Annotated in this window: 15 protein-coding genes, 1 tRNA gene and 1 pseudogene; 7 read left to right on the top strand and 10 right to left on the bottom strand. The window is 64.4% G+C overall.

The annotated features are described in order from the left end of the window. Positions 1-13 precede the first annotated feature (13 nt). The 7 genes from DCG74_RS04440 to DCG74_RS04410 all read right to left on the bottom strand — a co-directional run bounded on the left by DCG74_RS04440 (position 14) and on the right by DCG74_RS04410 (position 6,925). Entirely contained in the window at positions 14-439 is a 426-nt protein-coding gene (locus DCG74_RS04440; RefSeq protein WP_018323442.1) for an Hsp20 family protein, read from the bottom strand. A 268-nt stretch (positions 440-707) separates the two neighbouring features. Then, positions 708-1,796 (bottom strand): sn-glycerol-3-phosphate import ATP-binding protein UgpC, encoded by a 1,089-nt coding sequence (locus DCG74_RS04435; RefSeq protein WP_172788611.1) that lies wholly within the window; start codon positions 1,794-1,796, stop codon positions 708-710. A 6-nt stretch (positions 1,797-1,802) separates the two neighbouring features. Continuing rightward, the gene (gene ugpE, locus DCG74_RS04430; protein ID WP_172788610.1) at positions 1,803-2,651 is read right to left on the bottom strand and encodes a sn-glycerol-3-phosphate ABC transporter permease UgpE; all 849 of its coding nucleotides are present in this window, start codon (positions 2,649-2,651) and stop codon (positions 1,803-1,805) included. Then, the gene (gene ugpA / locus DCG74_RS04425) at positions 2,651-3,532 is read right to left on the bottom strand and encodes a sn-glycerol-3-phosphate ABC transporter permease UgpA (RefSeq protein ID WP_172788609.1); all 882 of its coding nucleotides are present in this window, start codon (positions 3,530-3,532) and stop codon (positions 2,651-2,653) included. The genes ugpE and ugpA overlap by 1 nt, the downstream gene beginning before the upstream one ends. 48 nt (positions 3,533-3,580) lie before the next feature. Beyond that, positions 3,581-4,897 (bottom strand): sn-glycerol-3-phosphate ABC transporter substrate-binding protein UgpB, encoded by a 1,317-nt coding sequence (ugpB, locus tag DCG74_RS04420; RefSeq protein ID WP_172788608.1) that lies wholly within the window; start codon positions 4,895-4,897, stop codon positions 3,581-3,583. A 218-nt stretch (positions 4,898-5,115) separates the two neighbouring features. Further along, entirely contained in the window at positions 5,116-6,321 is a 1,206-nt protein-coding gene (locus DCG74_RS04415) for a CaiB/BaiF CoA-transferase family protein (RefSeq protein ID WP_246708996.1), read from the bottom strand. A 178-nt stretch (positions 6,322-6,499) separates the two neighbouring features. After that, positions 6,500-6,925, bottom strand: coding sequence for an organic hydroperoxide resistance protein (locus DCG74_RS04410; RefSeq protein WP_018645071.1), 426 nt, complete (start codon positions 6,923-6,925; stop codon positions 6,500-6,502). A 155-nt stretch (positions 6,926-7,080) separates the two neighbouring features. On the opposite strand from DCG74_RS04410, the gene DCG74_RS04405 reads away from it, so the two are divergent. Continuing rightward, positions 7,081-7,539 carry a MarR family winged helix-turn-helix transcriptional regulator gene (locus DCG74_RS04405; RefSeq protein ID WP_172788607.1) on the top strand — a complete coding sequence of 153 codons (459 nt, stop codon included), beginning with the start codon at positions 7,081-7,083 and terminating at the stop codon, positions 7,537-7,539. A 3-nt stretch (positions 7,540-7,542) separates the two neighbouring features. On the opposite strand, the pseudogene DCG74_RS04400 reads toward DCG74_RS04405, so the two are convergent. The 3 genes and pseudogenes from DCG74_RS04400 to DCG74_RS04390 all read right to left on the bottom strand — a co-directional run bounded on the left by DCG74_RS04400 (position 7,543) and on the right by DCG74_RS04390 (position 8,515). After that, positions 7,543-7,778 (bottom strand): annotated as a pseudogene (locus tag DCG74_RS04400) (GIY-YIG nuclease family protein). 158 nt (positions 7,779-7,936) lie between these two features. Beyond that, a tRNA-Ala gene (locus tag DCG74_RS04395) sits at positions 7,937-8,012 on the bottom strand. Between the two features lie 95 nt (positions 8,013-8,107). Further along, positions 8,108-8,515 (bottom strand): TIGR02300 family protein, encoded by a 408-nt coding sequence (locus tag DCG74_RS04390; RefSeq protein WP_172788606.1) that lies wholly within the window; start codon positions 8,513-8,515, stop codon positions 8,108-8,110. A gap of 158 nt (positions 8,516-8,673) precedes the next feature. Here DCG74_RS04390 and aroA point away from each other — a divergent pair, with 158 nt between their 5' ends. The 6 genes from aroA (at position 8,674) to DCG74_RS04360 (ending at position 14,916) form a co-directional block, all read left to right on the top strand. Continuing rightward, on the top strand, positions 8,674-10,011 hold the full coding sequence (aroA, locus tag DCG74_RS04385; RefSeq protein ID WP_172788605.1) for a 3-phosphoshikimate 1-carboxyvinyltransferase: 1,338 nt from the start codon (positions 8,674-8,676) through the stop codon (positions 10,009-10,011). Continuing rightward, positions 10,008-10,646, top strand: a complete 639-nt coding sequence (cmk, locus tag DCG74_RS04380; protein ID WP_172788604.1) for a (d)CMP kinase — start codon at positions 10,008-10,010, stop codon at positions 10,644-10,646. The genes aroA and cmk overlap by 4 nt, the downstream gene beginning before the upstream one ends. A 267-nt stretch (positions 10,647-10,913) precedes the next feature. Beyond that, complete coding sequence (gene rpsA / locus DCG74_RS04375; RefSeq protein ID WP_172788603.1) at positions 10,914-12,620, top strand: 30S ribosomal protein S1; 1,707 nt, start codon at positions 10,914-10,916, stop codon at positions 12,618-12,620. Between the two features lie 362 nt (positions 12,621-12,982). Next, entirely contained in the window at positions 12,983-13,963 is a 981-nt protein-coding gene (sppA, locus tag DCG74_RS04370; protein WP_172788602.1) for a signal peptide peptidase SppA, read from the top strand. Positions 13,964-14,135: 172 nt separating this feature from the next. After that, positions 14,136-14,441: an integration host factor subunit beta gene (locus tag DCG74_RS04365; RefSeq protein WP_124162406.1), complete on the top strand. Its 306-nt coding sequence runs from the start codon at positions 14,136-14,138 to the stop codon at positions 14,439-14,441. Between the two features lie 82 nt (positions 14,442-14,523). Then, positions 14,524-14,916, top strand: coding sequence for a lipopolysaccharide assembly protein LapA domain-containing protein (locus DCG74_RS04360; RefSeq protein ID WP_172788601.1), 393 nt, complete (start codon positions 14,524-14,526; stop codon positions 14,914-14,916). The last annotated feature ends 48 nt before the right edge of the window (positions 14,917-14,964 follow it).

Genomic DNA, 14,964 nt, shown 5'->3' with positions numbered 1-14,964 from the left:
GCTACTCGTTCCATTATTCGTGCTCATTGATAGCGATTGTCTTAACGATCCGCTCCGGTTCAGGCCGGGCCAGATCGATCGACAACAGCCCGTTCTTCAGATCCGCACCCAGCACCAGCATCCCCTCCGCCAGCACGAAGGTGCGCTGGAAGTGGCGCGCGGCGATGCCGCGATGGATGTATTGCCGGGACTTGTCGTCCTGCTGCCGCCCGCGGATCACGAGCTGGTTTTCCTCAATGGTTACATCGAGTTGGTCGCGCGTAAATCCGGCGACCGCCAGCGTGATGCGCAAACGCTCGGGCTGGCCGTCCGCGCCGCCGCACCTCTCGATATTGTAGGGAGGGTAGCCGTCGGCACCTTTGACGACGCGGTCGAGCACGCGCTCGATCTCGTCGAAGCCCAGCAGGAAGGGACTGGAGAGCGTTGGAACACGAGACATAGTTTACAAAGTCCTCTCGAAGCGACTTTGGTGCATCAGGGCCCGCGAACGGCACCCCTTGATCAGCAATATGGGCATGTTCCCCTGTGGGTTCAAGCAGGTAGCGGGGGAGCTGTGGATGGGCGATTTTCCCCACTCGCCGGATGTCTCCGGTTCGTCATGGCCGGCATGACCAGTTTGGAGGCGATTTATCCCAGCAAAAACAAACCCCCTCCTACTGTGCATGGGGTTGTTTTCGCACTTTTGTTGTCTGGCTCTTCGGATCCCCTCAGGCCTCGATCCGCTTCCGCCCGTCGCCGCTGAACAGATGCAGCTTCGCCCGCACCGCCGCGACGCGGATTCTCGCGCCGATGGCGGGCGCCTGGGTCCCGGGAATGCGGACGATGACCTCGCCGGGCGGCAGCTCGCCGGGCGTGGCGGCGACGCGCTGGTCCTCCTGCTCGCGGGAGCCGTAGACGAAGGTTTCGGCGCCGACGCGCTCGATCGCCTCCACGGTGAGCGGCAAGGCGACGCCGCCGGCCGGCGTTTCGTCGGTGATGACAAAATCCTCCGGGCGGATGCCGAGGATGCCGGCATCGGCAGCAGTGCTGCCGGCGAGCTGCGAGCGGATCTCCTCGGGCCGCGTCGACATCAAGTTCATCGGCGGCGCGCCGATGAAGGAGGCGACGAAAGTCGTCGCCGGCTTCTCGTAGATATCAAGCGGATTGCCGACCTGCTCGACCTGGCCGCCGTTCATCACGACGAGAATATCGGCGAGCGTCATCGCCTCGAGCTGGTCATGGGTGACGTAGATCGACGTCGTGTTGAGCCGGCGCTGCAATTTGCGGATCTCGACCCGCATCGCGATGCGCAGCTTGGCGTCGAGGTTGGAGAGCGGCTCGTCGTACAAAAACACCTTCGGCTGGCGCACGATGGCGCGGCCCATGGCGACGCGCTGGCGCTGGCCGCCGGAGAGCTGGCGCGGCTTGCGCTCCAGCATGGCGGAGAGCTCGAGCACGCGCGCGGCTTCCTCGACGCGAGTCTTGATCTCGGCCTCGGCCATGCCGCGGTTGCGCAGGCCATAGGCCATGTTGTTGTAGACGCTCATATGCGGATAGAGCGCGTAGTTCTGGAACACCATCGCGATGTCGCGATCGGCGGGTTCGATCTGGTTGACGACGCGGCCGCCGATGTCGATCTCGCCGCCGGTGACCGTCTCCAGCCCCGCGACCATGCGCAGCAGCGTGGACTTGCCGCAGCCGCTTGGTCCGACCAGCACGCAGAACTGTCCGTCGCCGACATCGACGTCGACGCCCTTGATGGCCTCGAAGCCGCCGGGATAGGTTTTGCGGACACTGCGCAGGGTGACGTTGGCCATAAGTCTCTACTTCTCCGTCTCGACCAGGCCGCGCACGAACAATTTCTGCATGGCGACGACGACGAACACCGGCGGCAGCATGGCCAGCACGGCGGTTGCCATCACGATCGGCCATTCGGTCAGCGCGTCGGTGGTGGTGATCATCTTGCGGATGCCGATCTGGATGGTCTGCATGTCGTCGCGCGTGGTGATCAAGAGCGGCCAGAGATATTGATTCCAGCCGAGAATGAACAGGATCACGAACAGCGCCGCCATGTTGGTGCGCGACAGCGGCAGCAGCGTATCCCAGAAGAAGCGCAAGGGGCCGGCGCCGTCGATGCGCGAGGCTTCCAACAGCTCGTCCGGCACGGTCATGAAGAACTGGCGGAACAGCAGCGTCGCGGTGGCCGATGCGATCAGCGGCAGCGACAGGCCGGCATAGCTGTCGAGCATGTGCAGGTCGGCGACGATCTTGTAGGTCGGATAGATGCGGACCTCGACCGGGAGCATCAGGGTGATGAAGATGAGCCAGAAGATCGGCATCCGGAACGGGAAGCGGAAATACACGATCGCATAGGCCGAGATGATCGAGATCGCGATCTTGCCCACCGCGATCAGCAGCGCCATCACCAGCGAGTTCAGCATCATGTTGCCGACCGGCTCGCGGGTCGAGCCGCTCGTGCCGACGAAGATGGTCTGGTAGTAGGTCTCGAAGAAGTGGCCGCCGGGCAGCAGCGACATCTGCCCGTTCGCGATCACGGCGTTGTCCTGGGTCGAGGCGACGATTGCGATGTAGACCGGGAAGGCGACGATCGCGATTCCGATCCACAGGATGATGTGGGCGACGTAGCGCCGAAAGCCCTCTTCCTCGACCATCAGTAGGTCACCTTGCGTTCGACGAAGCGGAACTGGATGCCCGTGAGCACGATCACCATGATCATCAGGATCACCGACTGCGCCGCCGAGCTGCCGAGATTGCCGCCGAGCAGGCCGTCGGAATAGACCTTGTAGACCAGCGTCTCGGTCGACTTGCCGGGGCCGCCGCGGGTCATGGTGTCGATGATGCCGAACGTGTCGAAGAAGGCGTAGACGATGTTGACGACCAGGAGGAAGAAGATGGTCGGCGACAGCAGCGGGAAGGTCACGGTCCAGAACCTGCGCATCGGGCGCGCGCCGTCGATCGCGGCGGCCTCGAGCACGCTTCTGGGGATGCTCTGCAGGCCGGCGAGGAAGAACAGGAAGTTGTAGGAGATCTGCTTCCAGGCGGCGGCCAGGATGATCAGCGATGCGGCCTGGTCGCCGTCGAGCAGCGGATTCCAGTCGATGCCCAGAGTGCGCAGGTAGCGCGAGAGCACGCCGAGCGAGGGATGCAGCATGAAGATCCAGAGCACGCCGACGACGGGCGGCGCCACCGCATAGGGCCAGATCAGCAGCGTGCGGTAGAGCGTCACACCGCGCAGCGGCTTGTCCGCCATCACGGCGAGCAGCAGCGCGAACGACAGCGACGACACCGCGATCGCGAACGAGAAGAAGAAGGTGCGCAGGATCGCCTCGAAATAGGCGCGCTCCCTGAACAGCTCGAGATAATTGTCGAACCAGACGAAGCTGGTCGACAGGCCGAAGGCGTCCTGGAGCAGGAAGGACTGGATCACCGCCTGCAAGGCCGGCCAGTAGAAGAAAATCAGGACGATCGCGAGCTGCGGCGCAACCAGCGCATAGGGCAACAGCTTCGACTGGAAAATGGCTTGCTTTTGCATGATGCCCCAGAGAAGCGGCAGGCCGGTGACGGCCTGCCGCTGGTCGCCTTACTTCACGGCGGTCTTTTCGAACTGGCGCAGCATGGTGTTGCCGCGCTCGACGGCGGCGTCTAGCGCCTGCTTGGCGGTCTTCTTCCCCGCCAGGGCCTGCTCGATCTCCTCCGCCCAGACGTCACGGAGCTGCACCATGTTGCCGAGGCGCAGGCCGCGCGAATTCTCGGTCGGCTCCTTGTTGGTCAGCTCGAGCAGCGGCGTCTCGAGATAGGGCTGGTCCTTGTAGAAGCCCTCGGCCTTGGCCTTCTCATAGGCCGCCTTGGTGATCGGCAGATAGCCGGAGGCCTTGTGGATGTAGACCTGGCGATCGGTGTCCGAGAGGAAGGTGAGGAACTTCGCGACGCCCTTGTAATCGTCCGCCGGCTTGCCGCCCATCACCCAGAGCGAGGCACCGCCGATGATCGAGTTCTGCGGCGCGCCCTTGGCGTCCGGATAATAGGGCATCGGCACCGCGGTGAAGGCGAACTTGGCCTGCGCCTTGACGTTGCCGAAGAACGCCGACGAGGTCAGGTAGAGCGGGCATTCGCCCGACGTGAAGCGGCCTTCGCCGGTATTGGTGCGACCGGCATAGTCGTAGGTCTTGTCCTTCTGGAGCTCGACCAGGTTTTCGAGATGCTTGACCTGGAGCGGTCCATTGAAGGAGAGCACGGTGTCGAAACCGTCGAGGCCGTTGGCCTTGGTCGACAGCGGCACGTTGTGCCAGGCGGACAGCTGCTCGAGATTGACCCAGGTGACCCAGGAGTTGGAGAAGCCGCAGGTGGCGTGGCCGGCCGCCTTCAGCTTCTTGGCGGCGTCGAACACGTCGGGCCAGGTCTTCGGGATCTCGACATTGGCCTTCTTCAGCTCGTCGAGGTTGACCCACATCACGGTCGACGACGAGTTGAAGGGGAACGACAGCATCTCGCCCTTCGAGGTCGAGTAATAGCCGGTGATCGCGGGCAGATAGGCCTTCGGATCGAACTTCTCGCCGGTCTCGGCCATCAGCTTGTAGACCGGCTTCACGGCGCCGGTGGCGGCCATCATGGTGGCGGTGCCGACCTCGAACACCTGCATGATGTGCGGCGCGTTGCCGGCGCGGAACGCGGCGATGCCGGCGTTCATCGTATCGGCGTAATTGCCCTTGTAGGTCGGGATCACCTTGTAGTCGCTCTGCGTGGCGTTGAAGTCGTTGGCGAGCTTGACGATGACGTCGTTGTTGGCGCCGGTCATCGCGTGCCACCACTGGATTTCGGTCACGGCAAGTGCCGGCGAAGCGCCGAGACCAACCGTGAGCGCGACAGCCGCCGCCGCGCCAAAATGTCGAAGAGCCATCAAGAAAACCTCCCTTGCCCGTCACTAAGAAGCGCTTGCGCTAGCAGCGCCATATGACGTTCACATGACTGTGTAAGCGGGAGAAACGAAAGCAGCAAGCGCTGCCAAATGGGAAGTCGTCAAATAGGCGAAGACGGAGCGGTCAGCCAACTCCGTTCGCGCTGCACATGCGTGCGCGCGCCGCAGTGCGGCATTGGTGGATGGGAAGGGTGAGGCCCTTAGCGCTTGCGGTCGGGACCGCAGACCGTGCCTTTTTCGACCATCGCGTCGATCTCGGCCTTGGAGTAGCCGAACCCGCCCAGCACCTCGGCCGCGTGCTGGCTGAACTTCGGCGGCACGCGGCGCAGGCTGGGCTTGCTGCGGTCGAGCCGGATCGGTGACGCCACGCCCTTGTACCAGTCCTTCTCGATGATATCGCCACGCGCGATCGTGTGCGGATTCGTCAGCGCCTGGTCGATCTTCTGCACGGGACCTGCGGGCAGGCCCGCGGCGAGCAGGCGGTTGCACAGCGGCTCGGCCTCGTGCTGGCTGAACACGGCGGCGAGCTCGGCGCGCAGCGCCTCGCGATTGGCGATGCGGTCCTTGTTGCGGGCAAAGCGCGGATCGGTGCCGAGCTCGGGCTTGCCGATCTCCTTGGCGAGCTTGCGGAAGGTGCCGTCATTGCCGACGCCGATGAAGATGTTGTCGGTCTTGGTCGGGAAGATCGCATAAGGCACGAGGTTCGGGTGCTCGTTGCCGGTGAGGCCCGGCGGCTTGCCATGCATGAAATAATTCGCGGTGTGCGGATGCATGATGGCAAGGCCGGTCTCGTACAGCGTCGTCTCCAGAAACTGGCCCTTGCCCGAACGTTGCCGCTCCGACAGCGCCATCAGGATGCCGATCGCCGCATAAAGTCCGGTGGTGATGTCGACCAGCGGCACGCCGATCCGCATCGGCCCGCTCTCGGGCGAGCCGGTCGCCGCGATCATGCCGGTCATGGCCTGGATGATGGCGTCATAGCCGGGATTGCCGCCACGCGGGCCGTCGGCGCCGAAGCCGCAGATCCGGCAATGCACGAGGCGCGGATATTTCTTGCCGAGGACGTCGTTGCCGATGCCCCATTTCTCCAGCGTGCCCGGCTTGAAATTCTCGATCAGGACGTCGGCCGTTTCCAGCATCTTCAGCAGCACGACGCGCCCGCCTTCGGAGGCGAGGTCGAGGCCGATCGAGCGCTTGTTGCGGTTGATGCCGACGAAATAGGCCGCATCCTCCTCGTGGAACGGAGGGCCCCATTCGCGCACCTCGTCGCCCGCGGGCGGCTCGACCTTGATCACGTCGGCGCCATGGTCGGCGAGGATCTGGGTGCAGTAAGGACCGCCGAGCACACGCGTGAGATCGATGACGCGCAGTCCGCTCATGGCACCCGTTGCGGCTTCAGAACTCATGCCTTCGCTTCTCCTGTGTCGACGTTCGAGCACAGGCCTAGCGAGGTTTGTTTGCGCCAGCAATGGGCCCTCGCGTAGGGCCGCATGCGCGGCTGCGCTGCCATGCCGCGGCGTGGCAAATTCAGTCGGAAGCGGCCGGCCCGAGGGGGATCCCGGGCCAGCCAATCCGCGCTGCCGATCAGACGACCGTCAGGCGAACGTCGACATTGCCGCGCGTGGCATTGGAGTACGGGCACACCTGGTGCGCCTTGGCGACCAGCGCCTCGGCCTCCGCGCGGGCAAGGCCCGGCAGCGAGACGGCAAGATCGATGTCGAGGCCGAAGCCGCCTTCCGAGCGCGGGCCGATGCCGACGGTCGAGGTGACGGAGGCATCGGCCGGAACCTTCGGGCCGCCCTGCGAAGCCACGAACTTCATCGCGCCGATGAAGCAGGCGGCATAGCCGGCCGCGAACAGCTGCTCGGGATTGTTGCCGGCGCCGCCGCCACCGCCGAGCTCCTTCGGCGTGGTGAGCTTGACGTCGAGCGCGCCGTCGAGGGTCGCAGCATGGCCGTCGCGGCCGCCGGTGGCCTTGGCGCTGGTCTTGTAGAGGACGTTCACGGACATTTTCGTCTCCTCGGGTCTTTCCAGGTTGGGGTGTGAGCTTTATCGCAGGCAATTAGATTGCGCGCAATCTAAATCGGCGCGTCTCACATTTAATTGTTCGCAATTGAATGCGCCGCCGGCCGGGCCCAGAATGGGAGAAACGCACGAGATTCGTCATGGCCCGGAAATCAACGGCGGTCGACCCGCTTCGCCTCGACAACCAGATCTGCTTCGCGGTCTATTCCGCCACGCACGCCTTCAACCGCGTCTACAAGCCGCTGCTCGATCGGCTCGGCCTGACCTATCCGCAATATCTGGTCATGCTGGTGCTGTGGGAGCGCGACGACGTGCCGGTGAAGGACATCGGCGAGAAGCTGTTCCTGGATTCGGGCACGCTGACGCCGCTGCTCAAGCGGCTCGAGGCCGCCCATCTCGTCAAGCGCACCCGCTCGCGCGAGGACGAACGCCAGGTGCTGATCGCCCTGACGCCGCAGGGCCATGCACTGAAGGAAAAGGCGCGCGCCGTGCCGCACTCGATCCTGGCGGCATCGGACTGCTCGGTGTCGGAGCTGGTGGCGATGAAAGACGAGATCGTCGCGCTGAGGGATCGGCTGAATGCGGTGATCGGGGAGTAGGGGTTAGAGCCGCTTCTTGGCGAAGGCGCGACCGGACGCTGACTTCAAGTACTTCTCGAATGCGACGGCCTGCTTCTCGTTGCTGAATGCGACGTAAGTCTTGAGACGCCAAGGCCCGTATTTCGAGGTGTGGGGCACCTCGCCAGCATTGTGCTTTGCCAGTCTGGTTCGCAGGTCGTCGGTGATCCCGACATAAAAGTGAAGGGAATCGAGGCTCTCAGAATGTAGACGTATTTCACGGCACACTCCCCAGTCGTCGAGGGGGAGCTTACACCCGCGTTCTATCTGATGGGGCCCGGATTCGCCCTTCGGGCTGCGCCGCGGCAGCCTTCGCTCACTTCGCTACGATGGAGCGGGGCTGGCTTGCCGAGCCGTAGCTCGCGAAGCGAGCGAAGGCTGGTGGAGCCAGGCGGGATCGAACCGCCGACCTCTTGCATGCCATGCAAGCGCTCTCCCAGCTGAGCTATGGCCCCTTAACCTTAGACGGGGTGAACCTGGTCGATCACCCCGGACCGGCGAGCCTTTCCGACTCGCGCGGTGCACCCTTTTTCACAGATCAGGGCTGATCTCAAGTCTCTTCATCACCTCCGACATCACCAATGATGTCGGTCACGTCCTCATCGCCCTCTTCCTCGTCGGCAATGAAGGTCGAATCGTCGTCATCATCGTCGTCGAGGGTCTCGTCGACCTCGATATCGTCCTCCGATTCGGGCACGACGGCCTTGACCTTGCCGGTGTTCTCCTCGGCATCGGCCTCCTCGAGCGAGACCAATTCCTCGGCCTCTGCCGGCTCCGGCGCGTTGTCCTGGGCCATGTTGCGGGCCTCGGCCCCACGGGGCGCGCGCGCAGGAGCGACCGGGGCGATCGGCACCACTTCGCCGGTATAGGGCGAGATCACCGGATTCTTGTTGAGGTCATAGAACTTCTTGCCCGTGGTCGGGCAAATACGTTTGGTTCCGAGTTCGGACTTGGCCACGGCAGGAATCCTGGGAATGTCTGAAAAGCGGTGCTTCACTTGGCTAGTTGGCGGCCCGCTGTCAATAGCGCATTACGGGAGAACGACATGCCCGTGACGGGGCGCGGACCATGTGATACCTGCGCGCCAGCCCATCGGGCCTATTCAAGGACACAATCTTGACCCATTCCGACCAACCGAGGCCGCTCCAGTCTCGCGCCAGCGGTCCCCTGACCGGGAAAGTACGGGTGCCGGGCGACAAGTCGATCTCCCATCGCGCCCTGATCCTGGGCGCGCTCGCGGTCGGCGAGACCAGAATTTCGGGCCTGCTCGAGGGCGAGGACGTCCTCAACACCGCCAAATCGATGCAGGCGCTGGGTGCCAGGGTCGAGCGCACCGGCGATTTCGCCTGGAGGGTCAACGGCGTCGGGGTCGGAGGTTTCGCCCCGCCCAAGGCGCCGCTGGATTTCGGCAATTCCGGCACCGGCTGCCGGCTGGTCATGGGCGCCGTCGCCGGCTGCCCGATTTCGGCGGTGTTCGACGGCGATGCCTCGCTGCGCAGCCGTCCCATGCGCCGGATCCTCGATCCCTTGGAAAAGATGGGTGCCAAGGTCACCGCGGGCAGCGAGGGCGGGCGCCTGCCGCTGACCCTCCAGGGCGCGCGCGATCCGCTGCCGATCACCTACAAGACCCCGGTCGCCTCGGCCCAGATCAAATCGGCCGTGCTGCTGGCGGGCCTGGCTGCACCCGGCACCACCACGGTGATCGAGACCGAGGCCAGCCGCGACCACACCGAGCTGATGCTGAGGCATTTCGGTGCCGACATCACCTCGGTCCAGGAAGGCCAGCACGGCCGCCGCATCACGCTGGTCGGCCAGCCCGAGCTGCACGGCGCCAATGTCGTGGTGCCCGCCGATCCCTCGTCGGCCGCCTTCCCGATCGTCGCGGCGCTGATCGTCGAGGGCTCCGATGTCGTGCTGTCCGATGTCATGACCAATCCGCTGCGCACCGGCCTGTTCACCACGCTGCGCGAAATGGGCGCCTCCATCGAGGAGAGCGAAGTGCGCGGCGATGCCGGCGAGCCGATGGCGCAATTGCGCGTGCGCGCCTCGAAACTGCGCGGCGTCGAGGTGCCGCCGGAGCGCGCGCCGTCGATGATCGACGAATATCTGGTGCTGGCGGTGGCGGCGTCGTTCGCCGAAGGCACCACGATCATGCGCGGCCTGCAGGAGCTGCGCGTCAAGGAATCCGATCGCCTGGAGGCGACCGCCGCCATGCTCCGCGTCAACGGTGTCAAGGTCGAGGTCTCCGGCGACGATCTGATCGTCGAGGGCCGCGGCCACGTCCCGGGCGGCGGCACTGTCGCCACCCACATGGACCATCGCATCGCGATGTCCGCGCTGGTGATGGGCTGCGCCTCCGATCAGCCCGTGACCGTCGACGACACCGCCTTCATCGCCACCAGCTTTCCGGATTTCATTCCGATGATGCGTTCGTTAGGGGCCGAGTTCTCATGATCATCGCCATCGACGGGCCCGCGGCCTCGGGCAAGGGGACGCTCGGCAAACGTCTCGCCCACCATTACGGCTATCGTCATCTCGATACCGGCGTGATCTATCGTGCGGTGGCCTATGCCCTGATGCAGTCAGGGCACGATCTCAACGACGAGGCGGCTGCCGTGCAGGCCGCATTGGAGCTCGATCCCGAAAAGTTCGGCAATCCTGCGCTGAAGACCCAGAAGGCCGGCGAGGGCGCCTCGATCGTCTCGGCAATCCCTCGGGTTCGCGAGGTTTTGGTCAATTTCCAGCGGCAATTCGCCGCCGATCCGCCGGGCGCCGTGCTCGACGGCAGGGATATTGGAACCGTGATCTGCCCCCATGCCGACGTGAAGATCTTCGTCGTCGCCGACCCCAAGGTCCGCGCCCGCCGCCGCACCATGGAGGCCAGGGCGCGGGGCGAGGATGCGGACGAGGCGGCCGTGCTCGCCGACATCCTCCAGCGCGACGAACGCGACAAGAACCGGCCGATTGCGCCTTTAAAACCGGCCCCGGATGCTTACTTGCTAGATAACTCCCAACTGGATATAGAAGGCGGCGTCCGGGCCGCCATCGACATTATCGAGGCTGTCCGAGCGGGCCGGTCGCGGGGTTAAGCCGCCGCCGTCATTGGAGGAAGTGCCCGCTCCCGCTCTTTGAGGTCGATACGCTTCGTCCCGGTTTCGGGACCGGCGCGATCCAGGTTCCGGACAAAGCTTTCAACGTATCGAACGCGCGGGCCTCAGCCGGCCCGCTTCCGCTGTTCTGGTCGCAAGGCCGGGGCAACGAGCGGTCGCTCGAAGGTCTTGCGGACCTTCCGACACTGCGCGCGCGATGCGCCCATGAACCCAACGGCCGGCAAGACATCCGCAACTGGAGAACAAATGGCTTCGACTTCTGCTGATACCTATAGCCCGTCGCGCGACGATTTCGCCGCGATGCTCGACGAGTCCTTCGCAGGCGGCAACCTGCAGGAAAGCTCCGTCGTCAAGGGCAAGGTGGTTGCAATTGAAAAGGACATGGCCGTCATCGACGTCGGCCTGAAGACCGAGGGCCGCGTTGCCCTGCGCGAATTTTCCGGCCCCGGCCGTGACTCTGACCTCAAGGTCGGCGACGAGGTGGAAGTGTTCCTCGATCGCATCGAGAACGCCCTCGGCGAAGCCGTGCTGTCGCGCGACAAGGCGCGCCGCGAAGAGAGCTGGGGCAAGCTGGAGAAGGCGTTCCAGAACAACGAGAAGGTCAACGGCGTCATCTTCAACCAGGTCAAGGGCGGCTTCACCGTCGACCTCGACGGTGCCGTGGCCTTCCTGCCGCGCTCGCAGGTCGACATCCGTCCGATCCGCGACGTTGCGCCGCTGATGAACAACTCGCAGCCGTTCCAGATCCTCAAGATGGACCGTCGCCGCGGCAACATCGTGGTGTCCCGCCGCACGGTGCTCGAAGAGACCCGCGCCGAGCAGCGCCAGGAGCTGGTGCAGAACCTCGAAGAGGGTCAGGTCATCGACGGCGTGGTCAAGAACATCACCGACTACGGTGCGTTCGTCGACCTCGGCGGCATTGACGGCCTCCTGCACGTCACCGACATCGCGTGGCGCCGCGTCAACCATCCGACCGAGGTGCTCTCGATCGGCCAGACCGTGAAGGTCAAGATCATCAAGATCAACCACGAGACGCACCGCATCTCGCTGGGCATGAAGCAGCTGCTGGACGATCCGTGGCAGGGCATCGAAGCCAAGTACCCGCTGGGTGCCCGCTTCACCGGCCGCGTCACCAACATCACCGATTACGGTGCGTTCGTCGAGCTCGAGCCGGGCATCGAAGGCCTGATCCACGTCTCCGAGATGTCGTGGACCAAGAAGAACATGCACCCCGGCAAGATCGTGTCGACCTCGCAGGAAGTCGACGTGCAGGTGCTGGAAGTGGATTCCGTCAAGCGCCGCATCTCGCTCGGCCTCAAGCAGACCATGCGCAACCCCTGGGAGGTCTTCGTCGAGAAGCATCCGACCGGTTCGGTTGTCGAGGGCGAGGTCAAGAACAAGACCGAGTTCGGTCTGTTCCTGGGTCTCGAGGGCGACGTCGACGGCATGGTCCACCTCTCCGATCTCGACTGGAAGCTTCCGGGCGAGCAGGTGATCGACAACTACAAGAAGGGCGACATGGTGAAGGCCGTGGTGCTCGATGTGGACGTCGAGAAGGAGCGCATCTCGCTCGGCATCAAGCAGCTCGAAGGCGACCCCTTCGCCGAGCCGGGCGATGTCAAGAAGGGCGCGGTCGTGACCTGCGAAGTGCTCGAAGTGAAGGAGAGCGGTATCGAGGTGAAGATCGCCGGTACCGACTTCACCACCTTCATCAAGCGCTCCGAGCTCGCCCGTGACCGCAACGACCAGCGCGCCGAACGCTTCGCCGTCGGTGAGAAGGTCGATGCCCGCGTGATCCAGTTCGACAAGAAGGCCCGCAAGGTCCAGGTGTCGATCAAGGCGCTCGAAGTCGCCGAAGAAAAGGAAGCCATCGCGCAGTACGGCTCCTCGGATTCGGGTGCGACGCTCGGCGACATCCTCGGCACCGCGCTCAAGAACCGCGACAGCAAGTAAGCGAAACGTCCGTTTTGCTGCATCAAGGCCCCGGCGCAAGCCGGGGCTTTTTTGTTGCGGCATACGCGACTGTCGTCCCGGGGCGCGCGAAGCGCGATCCCGAGACCCATAACCCCAGGGAGGAGTTTGACGAAGACCCGGAGTTGCCAGCTCGCGCGACGACTCCTCCCTGGGGTTATGGATCCCCGCCCCCGTGCGCAATTGCGCACTAGGCGGGGATGACGACTGCGTTTGCGGCGACCTGCGCGTCCCCCACGAGGCCTTGTTTTCTTCAAATTGCGCCGCAATTGATGTATCCAGATAGGCCGATGGTCACGCCGTGACGGCACAACGCGCCTGATCTTTCATTTGGAGATATTCCGATGTCGCTCGATTCGGACATCATCGTCGATCGCCGCAGGATTCGCCGCAAGCTGACGTTCTGGCGCGTCATCGCGGCGCTGATCGCGATCGCGGCGATTGCAAGCTTCGCACTGATTGCGACACCCGGTGCACGCGGCACCTTCGCATCCGCCGGCTCGATCGCGCGCGTCCATATCGAGGGATTGATCCGCAGCGATTCCGACCGCACGCAGGCGCTGGAGCGGCTCGAGAATTCGCAGGCCGCGGCCGTCATCGTTCACATCAACTCGCCCGGCGGCACCACGGCCGGCTCCGAGCAGCTCTATGACTCGCTCGTCCGTCTCAAGGCGAAAAAGCCGCTGGTCGTGGTGGTGGAGGGCCTGGCTGCCTCCGGAGGCTACATCACGGCGATTGCAAGCGACCACATCGTCGCCCAACAGAGCTCGCTGGTCGGCTCGATCGGCGTGCTGTTCCAGTACCCCAACGTCACCGAGCTCTTGAAGACCATCGGCGTCAAGGTCGAGGAGGTGAAGTCCTCGCCGCTGAAGGCGGCGCCCAACGGTTTTGAGCCGACCAGTCCCGAGGCGCGCGCCGCGCTCGATGCGCTGGTGAAGGATTCCTATGCCTGGTTCAAGGGAATGGTGAAGGAGCGGCGTGGCATGGATGACACGCAGCTCGAAAAAGTTGCCGACGGCCGCGTCTTCACCGGGCGCCAGGCGATCGATCTCAAGCTGATCGACCAGATCGGCGACGAGAAGACGGCCGTGACCTGGCTGGTCGAGCAGAAGGGCGTCAAGAAGGGGCTTCCCGTGCGCGATTACAAGCTCCAGCCGCGCTTCGGCGACCTGCCGTTCCTGAAGACCGCGGCCGCATTGACGCTGGAAGCGCTCGGTTTGGGGTCGATCGCGCACCAGATCGGGCAAACCGGCGTCGCACAGGCGATGGATCGGCTCGGAATGGATGGCATGCTGGCCTTGTGGCAGCCGGCTGCGTCCAACTGACCGTCGACAGGCGAGTTCCAGAGCTTTTTCCCGTCCGGCGCGTGCCGGCGCAGCCTGCTTTTTCGGCATTTGTCACGAATTTTCACGACGCCCAACCTTGATTTAGCGTCTTGACAGATCACGGTATTTTCACGGAAATGGTCATCCGCATGCTTCCGGGTCCTATCTCTCGATGATCAAATCCGAACTTGTTCAGCGTATCGCCGAGCACAACCCGCATCTGTACCAGCGGGATGTCGAGAACATTGTGAATGCGATTCTCGAAGAGATCGTAGCGGCGCTTGCACGCGGAGATCGCGTCGAGCTGCGCGGCTTCGGTGCCTTCTCGGTCAAGCATCGCCCGGCGCGCGCCGGGCGCAATCCACGCACCGGCGCCCATGTGCCCGTCGATCAGAAGAGCGTTCCGTTCTTCAAGACCGGCAAGGAAATGCGCGAGCGGCTCAACCGCGACCATCCGGATCCCGGCGGCGCAGACTGAAGCGCGATGTGAGCGCGCTTGAGGGTTTTTCGCGGTCGCACAGGATGCGGCCGCATGCTTGATTCAAGGCGAGCGAAGCGAGATGCGAAAGTTCCTGACCGCGCTGATCGTGATTCCGCTGGGCCTGATCCTGGTGGCGTTCGCCGTCGCCAACCGGCATTTCGTCACCGTCTCCTTCGACCCCTTCATTGCCGACGACCCATCGCTGTCGATTACCCTGCCGCTGTTCCTGCTGCTGATCCTGGCGGCGGCCCTGGGCGTCGTCGCGGGCGGCTCCGCCGTCTGGCTCGGCCAGCGGCGCTGGCGGCGCGCGGCGCGCCGGAATGATGCGGAGGCCCGGATTGCCAGGGCCGAACTGGCCGATCTGCGGGCCCAGGGGACCGCGGCGAAGCCGGCGCCCCAGCGCCTTCCCGTTCCCTCCGGGATGGGCCTGTACGGACCCGTCGGGCGAGACAAGCAGCGCGCGACGTTGTAGAAGCGGCCCCGACCGAAAAGCCCCGTTTTCCGGCCGCGGACCCGCGGC

The organism is Bradyrhizobium sp. WBAH42 (genome assembly GCF_024585265.1).
Lineage (GTDB): Bacteria > Pseudomonadota > Alphaproteobacteria > Rhizobiales > Xanthobacteraceae > Bradyrhizobium.
This window is presented reverse-complemented; position numbering and strand designations above follow the sequence as displayed.